Origin of the sequence: Streptomyces flaveolus (assembly GCF_014648815.1) — a bacterium.
GTDB lineage: Bacteria > Actinomycetota > Actinomycetes > Streptomycetales > Streptomycetaceae > Streptomyces > Streptomyces flaveolus.
Genome location: NZ_BMRV01000002.1, coordinates 439,335 through 454,912 on the forward strand (window position 1 = coordinate 439,335; position 15,578 = coordinate 454,912).

The 15,578-nt window shown below is 71.2% G+C and carries 11 protein-coding genes; 5 read left to right on the plus strand and 6 right to left on the minus strand.

Features of this window, described 5'->3' with window-relative positions; translation table 11 throughout:
* Positions 1-109 precede the first annotated feature (109 nt).
* Positions 110-1,321, plus strand: a complete 1,212-nt coding sequence (locus IEZ05_RS05890) for a pyridoxal phosphate-dependent aminotransferase (protein ID WP_189228927.1) — start codon at positions 110-112, stop codon at positions 1,319-1,321.
* Positions 1,322-1,398: 77 nt separating this feature from the next.
* The gene (locus IEZ05_RS05895) at positions 1,399-1,821 is read left to right on the plus strand and encodes an SCO4983 family protein (RefSeq protein WP_189228928.1); all 423 of its coding nucleotides are present in this window, start codon (positions 1,399-1,401) and stop codon (positions 1,819-1,821) included.
* Positions 1,822-2,208: 387 nt separating this feature from the next.
* Here the strand turns inward: IEZ05_RS05895 and IEZ05_RS05900 are convergent, their stop codons facing one another.
* Positions 2,209-4,041: a phosphoenolpyruvate carboxykinase (GTP) gene (locus IEZ05_RS05900; protein WP_189228929.1), complete on the minus strand. Its 1,833-nt coding sequence runs from the start codon at positions 4,039-4,041 to the stop codon at positions 2,209-2,211.
* A gap of 386 nt (positions 4,042-4,427) precedes the next feature.
* Between IEZ05_RS05900 and trhA the strand changes: the two genes are divergently transcribed.
* Genes trhA through IEZ05_RS05915 form a run of 3 tightly spaced genes read left to right on the plus strand, consistent with a single transcriptional unit; the run spans position 4,428 to position 6,595 of the window.
* Positions 4,428-5,141 carry a PAQR family membrane homeostasis protein TrhA gene (trhA, locus tag IEZ05_RS05905; RefSeq protein WP_189228930.1) on the plus strand — a complete coding sequence of 238 codons (714 nt, stop codon included), beginning with the start codon at positions 4,428-4,430 and terminating at the stop codon, positions 5,139-5,141.
* Positions 5,142-5,191: 50 nt separating this feature from the next.
* The gene (locus IEZ05_RS05910) at positions 5,192-5,830 is read left to right on the plus strand and encodes a TetR/AcrR family transcriptional regulator (protein ID WP_373298728.1); all 639 of its coding nucleotides are present in this window, start codon (positions 5,192-5,194) and stop codon (positions 5,828-5,830) included.
* Positions 5,831-5,863: 33 nt separating this feature from the next.
* The gene (locus tag IEZ05_RS05915; protein ID WP_189228932.1) at positions 5,864-6,595 is read left to right on the plus strand and encodes a Mut7-C RNAse domain-containing protein; all 732 of its coding nucleotides are present in this window, start codon (positions 5,864-5,866) and stop codon (positions 6,593-6,595) included.
* Here the strand turns inward: IEZ05_RS05915 and IEZ05_RS05920 are convergent.
* The 5 genes from IEZ05_RS05920 to IEZ05_RS05940 all read right to left on the minus strand — a co-directional run bounded on the left by IEZ05_RS05920 (position 6,592) and on the right by IEZ05_RS05940 (position 15,403).
* Complete coding sequence (locus IEZ05_RS05920; RefSeq protein ID WP_189228933.1) at positions 6,592-9,003, minus strand: galactose oxidase-like domain-containing protein; 2,412 nt, start codon at positions 9,001-9,003, stop codon at positions 6,592-6,594. The two genes, IEZ05_RS05915 and IEZ05_RS05920, sit on opposite strands and share 4 nt — an antisense overlap.
* On the minus strand, positions 9,000-10,262 hold the full coding sequence (locus IEZ05_RS05925) for a glycosyltransferase (protein ID WP_229869579.1): 1,263 nt from the start codon (positions 10,260-10,262) through the stop codon (positions 9,000-9,002). The genes IEZ05_RS05920 and IEZ05_RS05925 overlap by 4 nt, the downstream gene beginning before the upstream one ends.
* Entirely contained in the window at positions 10,259-11,908 is a 1,650-nt protein-coding gene (locus IEZ05_RS05930) for a phospholipid carrier-dependent glycosyltransferase (RefSeq protein WP_189228934.1), read from the minus strand. The genes IEZ05_RS05925 and IEZ05_RS05930 overlap by 4 nt, the downstream gene beginning before the upstream one ends.
* Positions 11,905-13,167, minus strand: a complete 1,263-nt coding sequence (locus IEZ05_RS05935) for a glycosyltransferase (protein ID WP_189228935.1) — start codon at positions 13,165-13,167, stop codon at positions 11,905-11,907. Before IEZ05_RS05935 ends, IEZ05_RS05930 begins: the two co-directional genes overlap by 4 nt.
* A 205-nt stretch (positions 13,168-13,372) precedes the next feature.
* Entirely contained in the window at positions 13,373-15,403 is a 2,031-nt protein-coding gene (locus tag IEZ05_RS05940; RefSeq protein WP_189228936.1) for a thioredoxin domain-containing protein, read from the minus strand.
* Between the last annotated feature and the right edge of the window lie 175 nt (positions 15,404-15,578).

The following is a 15,578-nucleotide window of genomic DNA, read 5'->3' on the forward strand; positions in this document are numbered from 1 at the left end:
TCCGGTCCACCGGGCACGGCCGAGGACGGCGGCAGCCACCCGGGGCCGCGCGTCTCACGTGGTGGAAAACACGACCCGGGGGCCGTAACCGGGTCGTAAGCTCGCGGACATGCAGGTGATCCAGTCGACCAAGCTCGCCAACGTCTGTTACGAGATCCGGGGCCCGGTGCTCGAGGAGGCGATGCGGCTGGAGGCGGCCGGTCACCGCATCCTGAAGCTGAACACGGGCAACCCGGCGGCCTTCGGCTTCGAGTGCCCGCCCGAGATCCTGGAGGACATCCTCCGCAACGTCTCGACGGCACACGGCTACGGCGATGCGAAGGGCCTGCTGGCCGCACGCCGGGCGGTCGTCATGCACAACCAGACCCTCGGCATCGAGACGGACGTCGAGCACGTCTTCATCGGCAACGGCGTCTCCGAGCTGATCGTGATGGCCATGCAGGGCCTGCTGGAAGACGGCGACGAGGTCCTCGTCCCGGCGCCGGACTACCCCCTGTGGACGGCCGCCGTCTCCCTGTCCGGCGGCACGGCGGTGCACTACCGCTGCGACGAGCAGTCCGACTGGATGCCGGACCTCGCGGACGTGGAGCGCAAGGTCACCGACCGCACCAAGGCCATCGTCATCATCAACCCGAACAACCCGACGGGTGCGGTGTACGACAAGGAGATGCTGCGCGGGCTGACCGACATCGCGCGCCGGCACAACCTGCTGGTCTGCTCCGACGAGATCTACGACAAGATCCTCTACGACGACGCGGTGCACACCCCGACGGCCGCGATCGCCCCGGACCTGCTCACCCTGACCTTCAACGGCATGTCGAAGGCGTACCGGGTGGCCGGCTACCGGGTCGGCTGGATGTCCGTCTCCGGACCGCGCGCGCACGCCGAGTCGTACATCGAGGGCCTGACGATCCTGGCGAACATGCGCCTGTGCGCCAACATGCCGGGCCAGCACGGCGTGGTCGCCGCGCTCAGCGGGCGGCAGACGATCAAGGACCTGGTGCTGCCGGGCGGCCGGCTGCGCGAGCAGCGCGACGCCGCGCACGAGGCGCTGACCAGCATCCCGGGCGTGACCTGCGTGAAGCCGAAGGGGGCGCTGTACCTCTTCCCGCGCCTCGACCCCAAGGTCTTCAAGATCAAGGACGACCGGCGGATGGTCCTGGACCTGCTGCGCCAGGAGAAGATCATGGTCGTCCAGGGCACCGGCTTCAACTGGCCCGAGCCCGACCACTTCCGTGTGGTGACCCTGCCGACGGCCGGTGACCTGCGCGAGGCGGTGGGCCGGATCGGGAACTTCCTGGACGGCTACGGACAACCCTGAGCCAAATCCCGACGCCTCTCAACTTTAGATTGAATCCAATGTAGGATGGTTTCCTGAAGCACTCAGGAGGCCGTCCCATGTACGAACCGATCCGCAGCAAGTCGGTCCACAGCACGGTGGCCGGCAGCACCTCGGACTTCCCCCACCGGTCCCGTGAGGAGGAGCTGGACATCCAGCTCGCGGGTCATCTCGCGGCCCTGCTCGCCGCCACGGACGAGCTGCGCGCCCTGGACCCCTCCGACGAACTGGACACGGCGGCCGCCCGGCTCGCGGAGCAGGTCGCCCGGCTGCGGGGAGGTCACGCGCCGGCCCGTGTGCCGGTGACCGCCGCGCCGCCCGCGCCGCACCTGGCGGCACTGCACCGCAGGGCGCACACCCTGGCGAGCCGCGCCCTGGTGGTGGCCGCCTCCCGCGCCGACACGGCGGTCGCGATCCTGACCGCCGAGCGCATGGACGCCCACGCCGCGGCCCTGGAGCCGCGCGAACTGGCGTCCCACTGAGCCCTCACCGGGCTCCCTCCGACGGCCCCGGTCCGCGCGCACCCGCAGCGACGCGCGGACCGGGTGCCATTCACTGCGTGGCTCGGGCGGGTCGCGGCGGCGCCGTGGGGGTGTTTGTGCGTCGGCGGCTTTCGGTCGTGTGTGGTTGGTCGCGCAGTTCCCCGCGCCCCTTCGGGACGCGTCAGCCACCGGCGTCTCATGGTGAGGCCAAGGAATGTCGAAGGGCCGGGTCCGTCGCACGCCGTTGTGCGGGGACCCGGCCCGAGCGGGGTCTCTCCGTGCTCCGGGACATCGAGCTACTGGAGCGTGAGGAGACCCCTCGCGGCCGGCCTTCGTGACGACTTCGCGGGTCAGGGCTAGCCGGACCGGCCGCGGAACCAGGGGGGATCAGCCCAGGCGCTGCACCAGCGCGCGGTACTGGTCCCACAGCTCGGTGGGCGTGTGGTCGCCGAAGGTGTTCAGGTGCTCGGGGACGAGCGCCGCCTCCTCGCGCCACACCTCCTTGTCGACGCTGAGCAGGAAGTCCAGGTCGGCGTCGGCCAGGTCGAGGCCGTCGGTGTCCAGGGACTCCTTGGTCGGCAGCACGCCGATCGGGGTCTCGACGCCGTCAGCCTTGCCCTCCAGGCGCTCCACGATCCACTTCAGGACGCGGCCGTTCTCACCGAAGCCGGGCCAGACGAACTTGCCCTCGTCGTCCTTGCGGAACCAGTTGACGTAGTAGATCTTCGGCAGCTTGGACTGGTCCTTGTCCTTGGCCACGTCGATCCAGTGACCCATGTAGTCGCCCATGTTGTAGCCGCAGAACGGCAGCATGGCGAACGGGTCGCGGCGCAGCTCGCCGACCTTGCCCTCGGCGGCGGCGGTCTTCTCGGAGGCCACGTTGGCGCCCAGGAAGACGCCGTGGTTCCAGTCGAAGGACTCCGTCACCAGCGGGACCGCGGTGGCGCGGCGGCCACCGAAGAGGATCGCCGAGATCGGCACGCCCTTGGGGTCCTCCCACTCCGGCGCGATGATCGGGCACTGCGCGGCGGGCGTGGTGAACCGGGCGTTGGGGTGCGCGGCCGGCGTGCCGGACTCGGGCGTCCAGTCGTTGCCCTTCCAGTCCGTGAGGTGGGCCGGAATCTCCTCGGTCATGCCCTCCCACCACACGTCGCCGTCGTCGGTGAGGGCGACGTTGGTGAAGACGGAGTTGCCCCACAGGGTCTTCATCGCGTTGGCGTTGGTGTGCTCACCGGTGCCGGGCGCGACGCCGAAGAAGCCGGCCTCGGGGTTGATGGCGTACAGGCGGCCGTCCTCGCCGAAGCGCATCCAGGCGATGTCGTCGCCGATGGTCTCCACGGTCCAGCCGGAGATCGTGGGCTCGAGCATCGCGAGGTTGGTCTTGCCGCAGGCCGACGGGAAGGCGGCGGCGACGTACTTGGGCTCCCCGGTGGGCGGGGTCAGCTTCAGCACGAGCATGTGCTCGGCGAGCCAGCCCTCGTCGCGGGCCATGACGGAGGCGATGCGCAGGGCGTAGCACTTCTTGCCGAGCAGGGCGTTGCCGCCGTAGCCGGAGCCGTAGGACCAGATCTCGCGGTCCTCGGGGAAGTGCGAGATGTACTTGGTGCTGTTGCACGGCCACGGGACGTCCGCCTCGCCCTCCGCGAGGGGGGCGCCGAGGGTGTGCACGGCCTTGACGAAGAAGCCGTCGTCACCGAGCTCGTCCAGGACCGGCTGTCCCATGCGGGTCATGGTGCGCATGGAGACGGCCACGTACGCGGAGTCGGTGATCTCCACGCCGAGCGCGGACAGCGGCGAACCGAGCGGGCCCATGCAGAAGGGCACGACGTACATGGTCCGGCCGCGCATGGAGCCGCGGAACAGACCGCCCTCGCCGCCCGTACCCCGGAAGATCTCCCGCATCTCCGCGGGGTCCTTCCAGTGGTTGGTCGGGCCGGCGTCCTCCTCCTTGGCGGAGCAGATGAAGGTGCGGTCCTCGACGCGGGCGACGTCGGAGGGGTCGGAGGCCGCGTAGTAGGAGTTGGGGCGCTTGATCGGGTCGAGCTTCTTGAAGGTGCCCTTCGCCACGAGCTCCTCGCACAGGCGCTCGTACTCGGCCTCGGAGCCGTCACACCAGACCACGTTGTCCGGCTGGGTCAGTTCGGCGATCTCGTTCACCCACGAGATCAGTTCCTGATGCCGGGTGGGGACGTCCGGGGATGCCACGATGTCGCGCGCCACGATTGCTCCTAGATGAGGGGTTTTTTGTTGGAGGCCCCGTGGGGGCTGCGACCCGGACGCGTCACGCGAGGAGCTCACGCTGCTCATCCGGTGCCGACCGCACTCATTTGATCATCCGACGAGAGTGCCCATATGTCCAGAGGGCCTCACACCTGAGCGGGGTGAGGATCGCCACGTATCAGTGGTCGGCTCCGTGATTCTTTGCGTGCGCCTGGAGTTCGCCTGGAACTTCTTTTACCTCGGCGGCCGACGGCGCGCATGCGAGATCGCGGACGGTGCGACTGGGAAGCGCCGGACCGGGTACTCCCGTGAGACGATGACCACTTGTCATCTGCCCGACGTCCGTACTGATGCGTAACTTACGGTCCCGTAGGTACGATACGAACATGACTGCGTCCGCCTCCGACGCGCCCAGGGACACGCCGGCCGCCGGCCGCGGTCCCGTGGCGCTCTCCCTGCCGCACCCCGTCAAGCCCAAGCTGCGCGGCTGGCTGCACCTCGGAATGTTCCCGGCCGTCCTCGTCGCGGGCCTGGTGCTCACCGCCCTCGCCGACACGTCCGAGGGACGCATCGCCTGCGGGATCTACGCCGTCACGGCCTGCCTGCTGTTCGGCGTCAGCGCCCTGTACCACCGGGGCAACTGGAGCCCGCGCATGGACGGCGTCCTGCGGCGGCTCGACCACGCCAACATCTTCCTGATCATCGCGGGCACCTACACCCCCCTCACGATGCTCCTCCTGCCCGGCGCCCAGGGGCAGTGGCTGCTGTGGGGCATCTGGGCCGCCGCGGCGGCGGGCATAGTCTTCCGGGTCTTCTGGGTCGGCGCCCCGCGCTGGCTCTACACCCCCTGCTACCTCGCCATGGGCTGGGCGGCCGTCTTCTACCTCCCCGAGTTCATGCGGGCCGGCGGCATCGCCGTACTCGTCCTGGTGATCGTGGGCGGACTCCTCTACAGCGCGGGCGGCGTGATCTACGGCCTCAAGCGCCCGAACCCCTCACCGCGCTGGTTCGGCTTCCACGAGGTCTTCCACGCCTTCACCCTGGCCGCCTTCATCGCGCACTACGTCGGGATCTCGCTGGTCGCGTACCAGCAGGCGTAGCGCCTCACGGGCGTGACCGCGGCCCCCGGTGGTGTCCGACAATGGACCGTATGACGGCCGCACCTGCCTCCCCGCCCTCCCCCGCCGACCGTCCGCGGCCCGGCCTGCGGGAGCGCAAGAAGATCAAGACCCGCGAGGCGATCCGCGCCGCGACGTACGGGCTGATCCGGGAGCAGGGGTACGACACCACCACGGTCGAGCAGATAGCCGACCGCGCCGAGGTGTCGCCGTCCACCGTCTTCCGCTACTTCCCGGTCAAGGAGGACATCGTCCTCACGGACGCCTACGACCCGGTCCTGCTGGCGGAGCTCCGGGCGCGGCCCGCGGACGAGCCGTGGCCGGACTCCGTCCGGTACGTGCTGCGCAAGGTGATCGGCCAGGGCGTCGAGGCGGAGCCCGAGGCGGCCCGGCTGCGCACCCGGCTGATGTCCGAGGTGCCCGCGGTGCACTCCCGGATGCTGGAGAGCATGTCCATCACCGGCCGCCTGCTCGGCCGGGCCGTCGCCGACCGCACCGGCCTCGACCCCGAGGCCCTGGAGCTGCGGGTCCTGACGGCGTCCCTGGTCGCCGGGCTGATGGAGGTCTCGCGGTACTGGGCCGAGCACGGTCATGAGGAGAACCTCGCCGACCTGGTCGAGCGCGCCCTCGACGTCCTGGAGCACGGCCTGCCGGCCCCCGGAAAACACTGAGGGCACGGATCTCCCGCGTGGCATCCTGACCAGGTGAACGGTCCCGAGATCCACGTCGAATTCGCTCCCGGACTGCGCCTGTTCGTGCCCCGGGCCCGCCTCACCGGCGCCGCCCGTGCCGCCACCGACGGCGTCTCCACCCTCGGCCACGTGGTCGAGTCCCTCGGCGTCCCGCTGACCGAGGTCGGCGCGCTCCTCGTGGACGGCCGCGAGGTGCCGCCCGGACACGTCCCCACCGGCGGCGAGACGGTGACCGTCAGGGCCGTCGAACACCCCCAGCGGGTCCCGGGCGCTCCCCTGCGCTTCCTCCTCGACGTGCACCTCGGCACTCTCGCCCGCCGGCTGCGCCTGCTCGGCGTGGACACGGCGTACGAGTCGACGGACCTCGGCGACCCGGCGCTCGCCGCGCTGTCGGCGGCCGAGAAACGGGTCATGCTCAGCCGCGACCGGGGACTGCTGCGCCGCCGCGAGCTGTGGTCCGGCGCCTACGTCTACAGCACCCGCCCCGACGAGCAGCTCCACGACGTCCTGGACCGCTTCCGGCCCGAGCTGCGGCCCTGGACCCGGTGCACCGCCTGCAACGGCCTGCTGAGGAAGGCCACCAAGCAAGAGGTGGCGGACCAGCTCAAGGGCGGCACCGAGCGCTCCTACGACGTGTTCGCCCAGTGCACCGCGTGCGGGAGGGCGTACTGGAAGGGCGCGCACCACGAACAGCTGGAGGCCATCGTGGAGCGCGCCCTCGCCGGGACCAGGCGCGAGCCCTAGCGCTTCTTCCGCAGGTCCCCCTGCCCGCAGGCCACACCGTCGCGGTCGGGGTCCAGGCGCAGCGGGTCGTCCTTGCCGTTGACCTCCAGGCGGCCGTAGTCGTTGCGGGCCAGCCAGGTGCAGCGGGCGGCCGTCGTCTTCTTCGCCTCGGCCGGGAAGACGGTCGGCACGCAGACGTTGGCGGAGCCGTAGTGCCGGTCGCAGCCGGAGGCGGTGGGGCCGACCGGCTGCGAGGCACGCTTCCTGCCGGGGCCCGTGACCTTGCCCTGCGGGGCGTCGGCGAAGGAGTGGACGTGCGCGGACGCGTCCTTGGCGGTCAGGGCCGCGGGGCCCTGGAGGTGCACCCACTTCGCTACCGAGGGCACGCCGTTCGCGTCGACCGCGAAGAGCATGTACCAGCCCGGCGGGGCCAGGTTCGGGTTGCTCGTGACGTTCAGGTCGACGTTGTCCCCGTCCACGGACAGCGGCAGGTCCACGAACCGCTGGTTCGGGTCGGAGGAGTGGGTGACGGCGGCCGGGCGGATCAGCTCGGCCTTGGCGACGGGCCGGTCGACGGTGATCCGCTGGGTGTCGCCGTAGGTCCACTCGGTGTCGATCACCGAGGTGATCACGGGCCGCTCGCCCTTGAGCAGGTACGGGGGCGTGTAGAGGGACACGTCGTGGTTCCAGGAGCCGTTGCCCGGGTTGTCGCCGGTGGACATCACCCGGCCGTCGGGCAGCAGGAACGACGACGAGTGGTAGCCGCGGGCCTCCGGGTCGGCGGCCACCGGGTCGAAGGTCTCGGTCGCCGGGTCGAAGATCGAGGACTCGAAGACCGGGTTCGCCCGGTTGTGCAGCGCGCCGCCGGTCTCCAGCACCTTGCCGTCGGGCAGCAGCACGGCGGAGACGTACATCTTGCCCTGGTTCCCGGTCTGCGGCACCGGCCCGGCACCGAGGTCGACCGTGCCCTGCGGGAGCGGGGGCCCGGCGACGTAGGCGGGGTTCGGCTGCTTGAGGTCGATGATGTCGGTCAGGCGGTTCGCGTCCGGGTTGGAGTCGATGTTGCCGCCGCCGATGGTGAGCACCTTCTGGTCCTGCGCCGGCGGCAGCAGCACGCTGGCCGACTGGTCCCGTACGTCCTTGTCCTGGAGGCCCGGCACCTGGGTGACGGTGTTGGCGTCGTAGTCGTAGATCGCCGAACCGGTGCCGGGGATGTTGTTGCCGAAGACGTGGCTGCCGGAGTAGAAGAGGCGGCCGTCCTGCATGAGGATCATCGACGGGTACAGGCCCCAGTACGACCAGGTCTGGTTGACCTGCCAGGTCGGCAGCCACTTCTGCTGCGCGTCCGACCACCGCTCGGCCGTCACCGACCCGGTGGAGTCCTCGCGCAGCCCGCCGAAGGAGATGACGTCGCCGTTGCCGAGGACCGTCGCCGACGGGTACCAGTGGCCGTCGTTCATGTCGTTGGTCTTGGTGTAGGTCTCGGTCTCCGGGTCGAAGACGTACGAGTCCTTGAAGCCCTGGTAGCCGATGGTGCCGTCCGCCGACGGGTAGCCGGCGTTGCCGCTCATGACGAGGACGCGGCCGTCCTGGAGCTGGACGTGCCCGGCGCAGAACATGTCCTTGGGCGTCGGGATCGTCCGGTACTCACCGGTCGCCGGGTCGTACACCGCCGATGTGAAGGTGCCCGCCTCGAACATCTCCGGGTCGTTGCCGGAGCCCGCGATCAGCAGCACCTTGCCGTTGTGGAGGACGACGGAGTGCATGGAGCGGACCGGGTTCTCGGTGGGCAGCACGTCCCAGCGGCCGTCGGCGCACTCCTTCGCGGTGCCCGTGCACTCCGGCTCCGGGACCGGGTCGGCGACCTGCTCCATCGTGTAGTCGTCGGTGGTCGCGGAGCCGGTGCCGTACACGGAGACGCCCCAGCTGATGCGGTCGGTGCCGGCCGGGACCTCGGGCGTGCGGACGCTCGCCTCGGTCCAGTCGGCGGCCGGGGCGAGGGTCTTGAGGTCGGTCCAGTACTGCCAGCCCGCGGTGGCGTCGTGCCGGAAGAGGGTGAGGGAGGCGTCCGGGGTCGTGGTCTTGTACCAGAGGGACAGGTCGTACTGCTTGCCCGCCGTCACCACGGGCGCGCACGCGGCGGACTCGGTGATCAGGGCCTTGCGGTCACCGTCCAGCCGGCGGGTCAGCTCGACCTTCATGGCCTTGGAGCCGGTGTGCGCGTCGGCGGTGGTGGTGAAGGTGAAGTCGTTGTCGCCCCAGCCGGACTTCTCCCAGCAGTACGGCATGTCGCCGGTGCCGGCGGTCTCGAAGCCGGGGTTCTTGATCAGGTTGGCGGCCGAGGCGGGCTGGGGGGCGGTGAGCAGGAGGCCGCCGGTCAGCGCGGACACCGCCAGGAGGGCGGAGGTTCTCCTTCGTGGTCTTCTCATGCCTCGCTCCTCGCTGTGCGGGCCGTACGGCTGTCCTTGCGCCGCTGCTCCGACGCGTTCCCCGGCCCGTTCTCCGGCGCGCCCTTCCGGCGCGGGCGCGGGCGCGGGAGGTAGACGAGTGCCTCCGTGCCGGCGAAGCGCAGGACGAAGGTGATGACGAGGGCCAGCGCGGTGGCCGGCAGCACGGCCAGCCCGAACTGTCCGACGAGCAGGGCGATCAGTGGGATGCGCAGCACCAGGTCGGCGTTGGCGATCAGCGCGAACCGCAGTGTCCGGTCGGCCCAGTGCCGGTGCCGGCGCCGGTCGCGGAAGAGCAGCCGCTCCAGCAGGAGGAAGTTCCAGGCCACCCCGAACTGATTGGCGAGGATCTCGGACGGCAGGTAGTGCAGCCCCGCCGCGGTCAGCGCCCACAGGGCGGCCAGGTTGGGCACGAAGCCGCTCAGCCCGATCAGCCCGAAGGCGATCATGCGGGCCGGTGCCGACGCGGTGCGCAGCCCGGCCAGGTGGCGCAGGAAGCGCAGCCCTTCCCGCGCGGTGGACTTGGACTCGCCCGCGAACCGCTCCTCGAAGACGAACGGCACCTCGGTGACGGCGTGGGGGCGGCTGCGGACGGCGAGTTCGAGGAGGATCTTGTAGCCGAGCGGCTGGAGGACGTCCGCGGTGACCTCGCTGCGGCGGATGGCGAAGAAGCCGCTCATCGGGTCGCTGATGCCGTGCAGCCGGCGCGGGAAGAGGGCCTTGGTCAGCCAGGTCGCCGCGCGCGAGACGGCCACCCGGTAGCTGCCCGCGAGTCCGGCGCGGCTGCCGCCCTTGATGTACCGCGAGGCCACGACGAGCCCGGCGCCCGCCCGCTCGCCGGTGGCGACCAGCTCGGGGACCAGGGACGGCGGGTGCTGGCAGTCGCCGTCCATGACGACGATCCAGTCCGACCCGGCCGCCTTGAGGCCCTCGACGACCGCGCCGCCGAGTCCGCCGGCCGGCTCGTCCCGGTGCAGGACGGTGACCGGGAACGGGCAGTCCAGGGCCGCCTCCCGGATGACGTCCGGGGTGTCGTCGGTGGAGTCGTCCACGAAGACGACCTCGCAGGGCAGGCGGGCCGGCACCGACTCGGTGATCCGGTGCAGCAACTGCCGTACGTTGGCGGACTCGTTGAAGGTCGGTACGACGATGGTGACGGCACCCGGCTCGGGCACCTCCGAGGCCGCGGGGCGCACGGCCGGACGGCCCAGCTCGCCGGGGACGGTGGACTCGTGGCTCATCGGGCGGCTCCGGAAGGCTGGATACGGCGGATCTCGATGCGGTCCGCGCCGGTGCCGAAGACGGCGACCGGGGTGGAGTGGTTCATCGCGGCCCGGACGTTGGGCAGGTCGGCCGCGTCGCGCCGTACCGTCGGGGAGGCGACGACGTAGTCGAGGTCGCGCCAGCCGCCCGGCATCGTCTTCGTCACCGCCGGGTCGAGGTCCGCCTTGTAGAACCAGATGACCCCGAGTCCGGGCCGGTACCCCGCGTGCACCAGATCCAGCCACAGCGCGTCGTCGACGAGGACCCGGGTGTCGGCGGGGTCCGCCACCTCCTCGGCCAGCCAGTCGGCGGCGGCCTCGTAGGGGGCGTTGGCGTCGGCGGTGACGGCCGTGCGGTCGCCGTCGTACCAGCGGGGCACGACGTAGGCGCCGGCGGCGAGCACCAGGACGCCGGCGAGGGCGTACCGGCCCGCGGTGACTCCTCGCTTCTCGGCCTCGGAGCGCCATCTGCGCAGCACGGCGTGGGCGATGCTCGCCGCGCCGCCGGCCAGGACCAGGGCGAGGAAGGGCAGGGCCTGGATGACGTACATGGCGGGCAGGTAGCCGTTCGGGCGCAGGGCGAGGGCGGCGAGGATCGCCACCGTCAGGGCCGGTCCGGCCAGGGACCGTGCGGTGACCGACCAGCGCCAGGTGACCAGCAGGAGCAGCGCCCCGGCGAGGCCGCCGAGGGGCAGCACGCGGTCGTAGTACAGCCAGGACTGGAGGACGCCCCAGGAGCCGGAGCCCTGGTCGAGGATGAAGCCCGACCCCGGCCTGGTCATCTGGTACGCGACGCCGTCCCACAGGGAGACGTGTCCGCCGCCGGGCAGCAGCTCGCCCTTCAGCAGGGCGAACAGCGGGTAGGAGAACCCGATGAGCGCACAGGCCGTGACGGCACCGGTCAGCGCGAACTTGCGGGTGTCCCGGTGGCTGTGGCGCCACATGGTGACCAGCAGGGCGGGCAGGACGACGAGCATCGTCTCTTTGGTGAGCACGGCCGTGGCGGCGGCGACGCCCGCGCCGAAGTGGTGCCACAGGTGGCGGCTCGGGGAGGCGGCCAGCGCGAACGCCAGCAGGGTCCACATCACCGCGAGGTTGTCGAGGAAGATCTCCCGCTGGAGCACGACCGACAGCGGGGAGAGCCCGAACAGGGCCATGGCGAGCCCGGCGGCCCAGCGGGGCAGGGAGAGCCGGCGGGCGATGACGTAGACGAGGACCGCGGAGACGGCGCTGATCAGGAGCATCACCGCGCGCATGGTGCCGACGGTCATCGACTCGGGGCTGATCAGCGTGGGTATCCAGGTCAGCACGGCTATCTGGATCCAGCCGAGCGGCGGGTGGTCGTACCAGTAGGTGTAGTGGGCGAGGCCGTCGCCCTGCTGGACGGCCCAGGCCTGGGCGAGGTAGGTGCCCTCGTCGTCGCTGAGCGCCGGGTAGTCGGAGATGTTCCAGCCCTGCACGACCATGATCGCCAGGAGCAGCGCGCCGCACAGCAGCAGGTCGGGGCGGGAGGAGCGGAGCCGGCCCGGCGGCGCGGCGCCGCGGGGTGCCGGGTCGGTGTCGTGGGCAGGCCGGCGTTGCGCGGGGACCGTGGTGCCGGTCGCCGCGGGAAGGGTGGAGGTCACGCGGGAACGTCCTCTCGGTCCACGGGCGCGAGGTGGGCGCCGACATGGCTGGTCAACTCCCAGTCGTTGCGGCCGCGTTGCTCGCGCCATACGGCGCGGACGGCTGCTCCGGCGAGGAGGACCTGGTAGAAGGGGCCGCCGACGATCAGCTTCAGGTAGTGGGTGAGGCGGACGCGGAGTCCGTACTGCTTGCCGAAGTCGTGCAGGCCGACGACCTCGAAGACGAAGGTGACCAGGGCCGTGACGGCCGGCAGGAAGGTGATGAAGGCGATGCCGACCGGCACGTCCAGGAAGAGTGCGACGGCCGCGTTCAGCGGGATGATCACACCGGTGAAGGCCTGGAGGAACGGCGTCATCAGGGTGTAGCGGGCCAGCAGCCGCTGGGTGAAGGTGGGCAGCTGCTTCCAGTCCTTCTTCCGGTACACCTGGAGGAACCCCTGGTTCCAGCGGGTGCGCTGCTTGAGCAGCGACATCAGCGTGCCCGGGGTCTCCTCCCGGGTGACCATGTCGGAGTCGTAGGCGACGACGACCTTCTTGCCGGTGCTGGAGAGCCGGACGCCGAGGTCGCAGTCCTCGGCCAGGCAGTCCGGGTCCCAGCCGCCGGCCTCGCGGAGCACGTCCGTGCGCACGAAGACGGTGTTGCCGCCGAGGGGGATGAACCCCTTCTGGGCGTGCAGGTGCAGCCGGGAGCGGAACCAGAAGAAGTACTCCAGGCAGTTGCGCAGGCTGTACCAGCTGGAGTGGAAGTTGATCAGCTGGACGCCGCCCTGGACGACGTCCGCGCCGGTGGTGCGGAAGGCGTGGTCGACGTGGGCGAGCAGCTCGGGATGGACCTGGTCCTCGGCGTCGAAGACCCCGACGACGTCACCGCGGCAGTGCGGCAGCGCCGTGTTCATGGCCTTCGGCTTGTTCTTCTTCTCGTGGGTGTCGACGACGACCTGGACGCGCGGGTCGCGGCCGGCGGCCCGCTCGGCGACCTCGGTGGTCTCCGGGTCGTCGTGGCCGACTATCACGATGATCTCGAAGTCGGTGTGCGTCGAGGTCAGCAGGCGCTGGATGGTGTGGTCGAGCACGGCCTGTTCGTGCCGTGCGGGCAGCAGCAGCGAGAACGACACGTGCTCGTCGCCGTCGGGTCTGCTGAACCGGGTGGAGGCGAGCACCTCTGGCGTGCGCCAGGCGTGCATCTGCCACCACAGCGTGAAGGCCGCCATCCAGAAGAGCGCGAGCGAGACGGCGGCGACGAAGACAGACGTCAGCAAGAAAAGATCCCCCCAGATCTTCGAAAACTCCCCCTGCGCGACGGCCCGCCCGGATCAGGCGTCCGCCGCGTCACGGTGAAGAGGCTAGGGGTCTTCTGTGAAACACATCGGCTGTTTCGGTGAAGAGCGTGTTTCCTCACAACAGGAACCGGTTCTGAACAGTTCGCCCACCGGTTCCGTTGCGGTTGGTTTCGTCCGTGTCGTTTCAGCTGTTCAGTGTGGTCCGCAGTCGCTCCGGATCCGTCGTCGGCGCGTCGCAGGTGAAGTTGCGGCAGACGTACGCGGCCGGCGCGCCGCCCACCAGCGGGCGGCCCGCGAGCAGCGGGAACTCGTCGCTGCCCTCGGCGCCGACGGCGACCACCGCGCCCGGCGCCGTCCCCAGCAGGGCCGTGCGGTGCAGGCCCCGGGTGGCGGCGTCGCCGAGGTCCGGCCCGACGACGGCGACTTCGCGGGGCCCGTCGAGCAGGGCCTCGGCGGCGGCGAGGCCCCAGCCGATGAAGCGCGGGACGCGCGGGCCGAGCGCCTTCACCACGCCGAGCGCGTGCTCGGCGGCGGTGCGGTGGGGTTCGGAGCCGGTGTGGGCGGCGTAGGACAGCAGGGCGCCCGCGGCGGCGGTCCAGCCGGACGGGGTGGCGTTGTCGGTCGGGTCCTGCGGGCGGCGGATCAGCCGCTCGGCGTCGGCGGCGGTGTCGTAGAGGGAGCCGGAGTCGTCGGTGAAGCGGGTGAGGACGTGGTCGAGCAGCAGCCCGGCGAAGTCCAGCCAGACGCCCTCACCGGTGACGGACGCGAGGGCGAGGAAGCCCTCCGCCACGTCGGCGTAGTCCTCCAGCACCCCGGCGTTGGCGCCCGCACGGCCGTCCTTGCTGGTGCGGCAGAGCCGGGCCTGCTCGTCGAGGTGCAGCCGCACCAGCAGGTCGGCGGCGGCCACGGCGGCCTCGACCAGATCCGGGCGTTCGAAATAGGCGCCGGTCTCGGCGAGCGCGGCGATCGCCAGGCCGTTCCAGGCGGCGACCACCTTGTCGTCGCGGCCGGGGGCGGGACGCTCCGCACGGGCGGCCAGCAGCCGTTCCCTTACGGACGCGACCCGCACGGCGTCGAACACGCCCTCCTCCTGGGGCAGTTGCAGTACCGAGGCGCCCTCCTCGAAGGTGCCCTCCTCGGTCACGCCGAAGTACTGGGCGGCGAGCGCGGCGTCGTCGGCCCCGAGCACCTCGGTGAGCTGCGCGGGCGTCCACACGTAGTACGCGCCCTCGACGTGCCGGCCCGTCCCGTCGTCGCTGTCCGCGTCCAGCGCGGAGGCGAACCCGCCCTCGGCGGTGCGCAGTTCGCCGACCATGAAGTCGGCGGTCTCCAGGGCCACCCGGCGGGCGAGCTCCGACCCCGTGGTACGCCACAGGTGGGCGTAGACCCGGCACAGCAGGGCGTTGTCGTACAGCATCTTCTCGAAGTGCGGCACCACCCAGTCCCGGTCCACGGAGTACCGGGCGAAGCCGCCGCCGAGCTGGTCGTAGATCCCGCCGCGTGCCATGCGCTCGCAGGTGTCCTGCGCCATCTGCAGCGCGCCCTCGGCGCCGGTGCGTGCGTGGTGCCTCAGCAGGAACTCGATGACCATGGACGGCGGGAACTTCGGCGCCCCGCCGAACCCGCCGCGCTGCGCGTCGTACTCCCGGGTCAGCCCGAGCAGCGCCTGCCCGAGCTCGGCGTCGCCGGGCGCCTGCGCGTCGCCGTAGGAGATCTCCCGCCCGGCGAGATCGCGCACGATCTTGCCCGCGACCTCGGTGACCTCGCCCCGTCGCTCCGTCCAGGCCTGCTGGACGCCCTGGAGCACCTGCCGGAAGGACGGCATGCCGTGGCGGGGCTCGGGCGGGTAGTACGTGCCGAAGTAGAAGGGCTCCGCGTCCGGGGTGAGGAAGACGGTCATGGGCCAGCCGCCGTGGCCGGTCGCCGCCTGCACCGCTTCCATGTACACGGCGTCGACGTCGGGGCGCTCCTCGCGGTCCACCTTGACGCTGACGAAGTGCGAGTTGAGGAACGCGGCGGTCGGGCCGTCCTCGAACGACTCGTGGGCCATCACGTGGCACCAGTGGCAGCTGCTGTACCCGACGCTCAGCAGCACCGGCACGTCCCGCCGCCGCGCCTGAGCGAAGGCCTCGTCCGACCAGGGCCACCAGTCGACGGGGTTGTCGGCGTGCTGAAGGAGATACGGGGACGTCTCGTGCGCCAGTCGGTTCGGCATGGTGTCCATCCTGCCCCAGTACCCCCGCCCCGCCGGACAGCACACCGCCGTGCCCCGGTCCTCTCCCCAGGGTCTCCTCACCGCGGCACATTTGACCGGCGGACAACCGGGGAAGGACCCGGGGGCGGGCCGGGAGGGACCCGGCGATGCCTGGGGACACCAGGGGGATGCCATT

Bases quoted from the DNA above. Each gene is read 5' to 3' on its own strand.
- IEZ05_RS05925 (WP_229869579.1), bottom strand. From the start codon at position 10,262: ATGAGCCACGAGTCCACCGTCCCCGGCGAGCTGGGCCGTCCGGCCGTG.
- IEZ05_RS05895 (WP_189228928.1), top strand. From the start codon at position 1,399: ATGTACGAACCGATCCGCAGCAAGTCGGTCCACAGCACGGTGGCCGGC.
- IEZ05_RS05940 (WP_189228936.1), bottom strand. From the start codon at position 15,403: ATGCCGAACCGACTGGCGCACGAGACGTCCCCGTATCTCCTTCAGCAC.
- IEZ05_RS05890 (WP_189228927.1), top strand. From the start codon at position 110: ATGCAGGTGATCCAGTCGACCAAGCTCGCCAACGTCTGTTACGAGATC.
- IEZ05_RS05910 (WP_373298728.1), top strand. From the start codon at position 5,192: ATGACGGCCGCACCTGCCTCCCCGCCCTCCCCCGCCGACCGTCCGCGG.
- IEZ05_RS05920 (WP_189228933.1), bottom strand. From the start codon at position 9,003: ATGAGAAGACCACGAAGGAGAACCTCCGCCCTCCTGGCGGTGTCCGCG.
- trhA (WP_189228930.1), top strand. From the start codon at position 4,428: ATGACTGCGTCCGCCTCCGACGCGCCCAGGGACACGCCGGCCGCCGGC.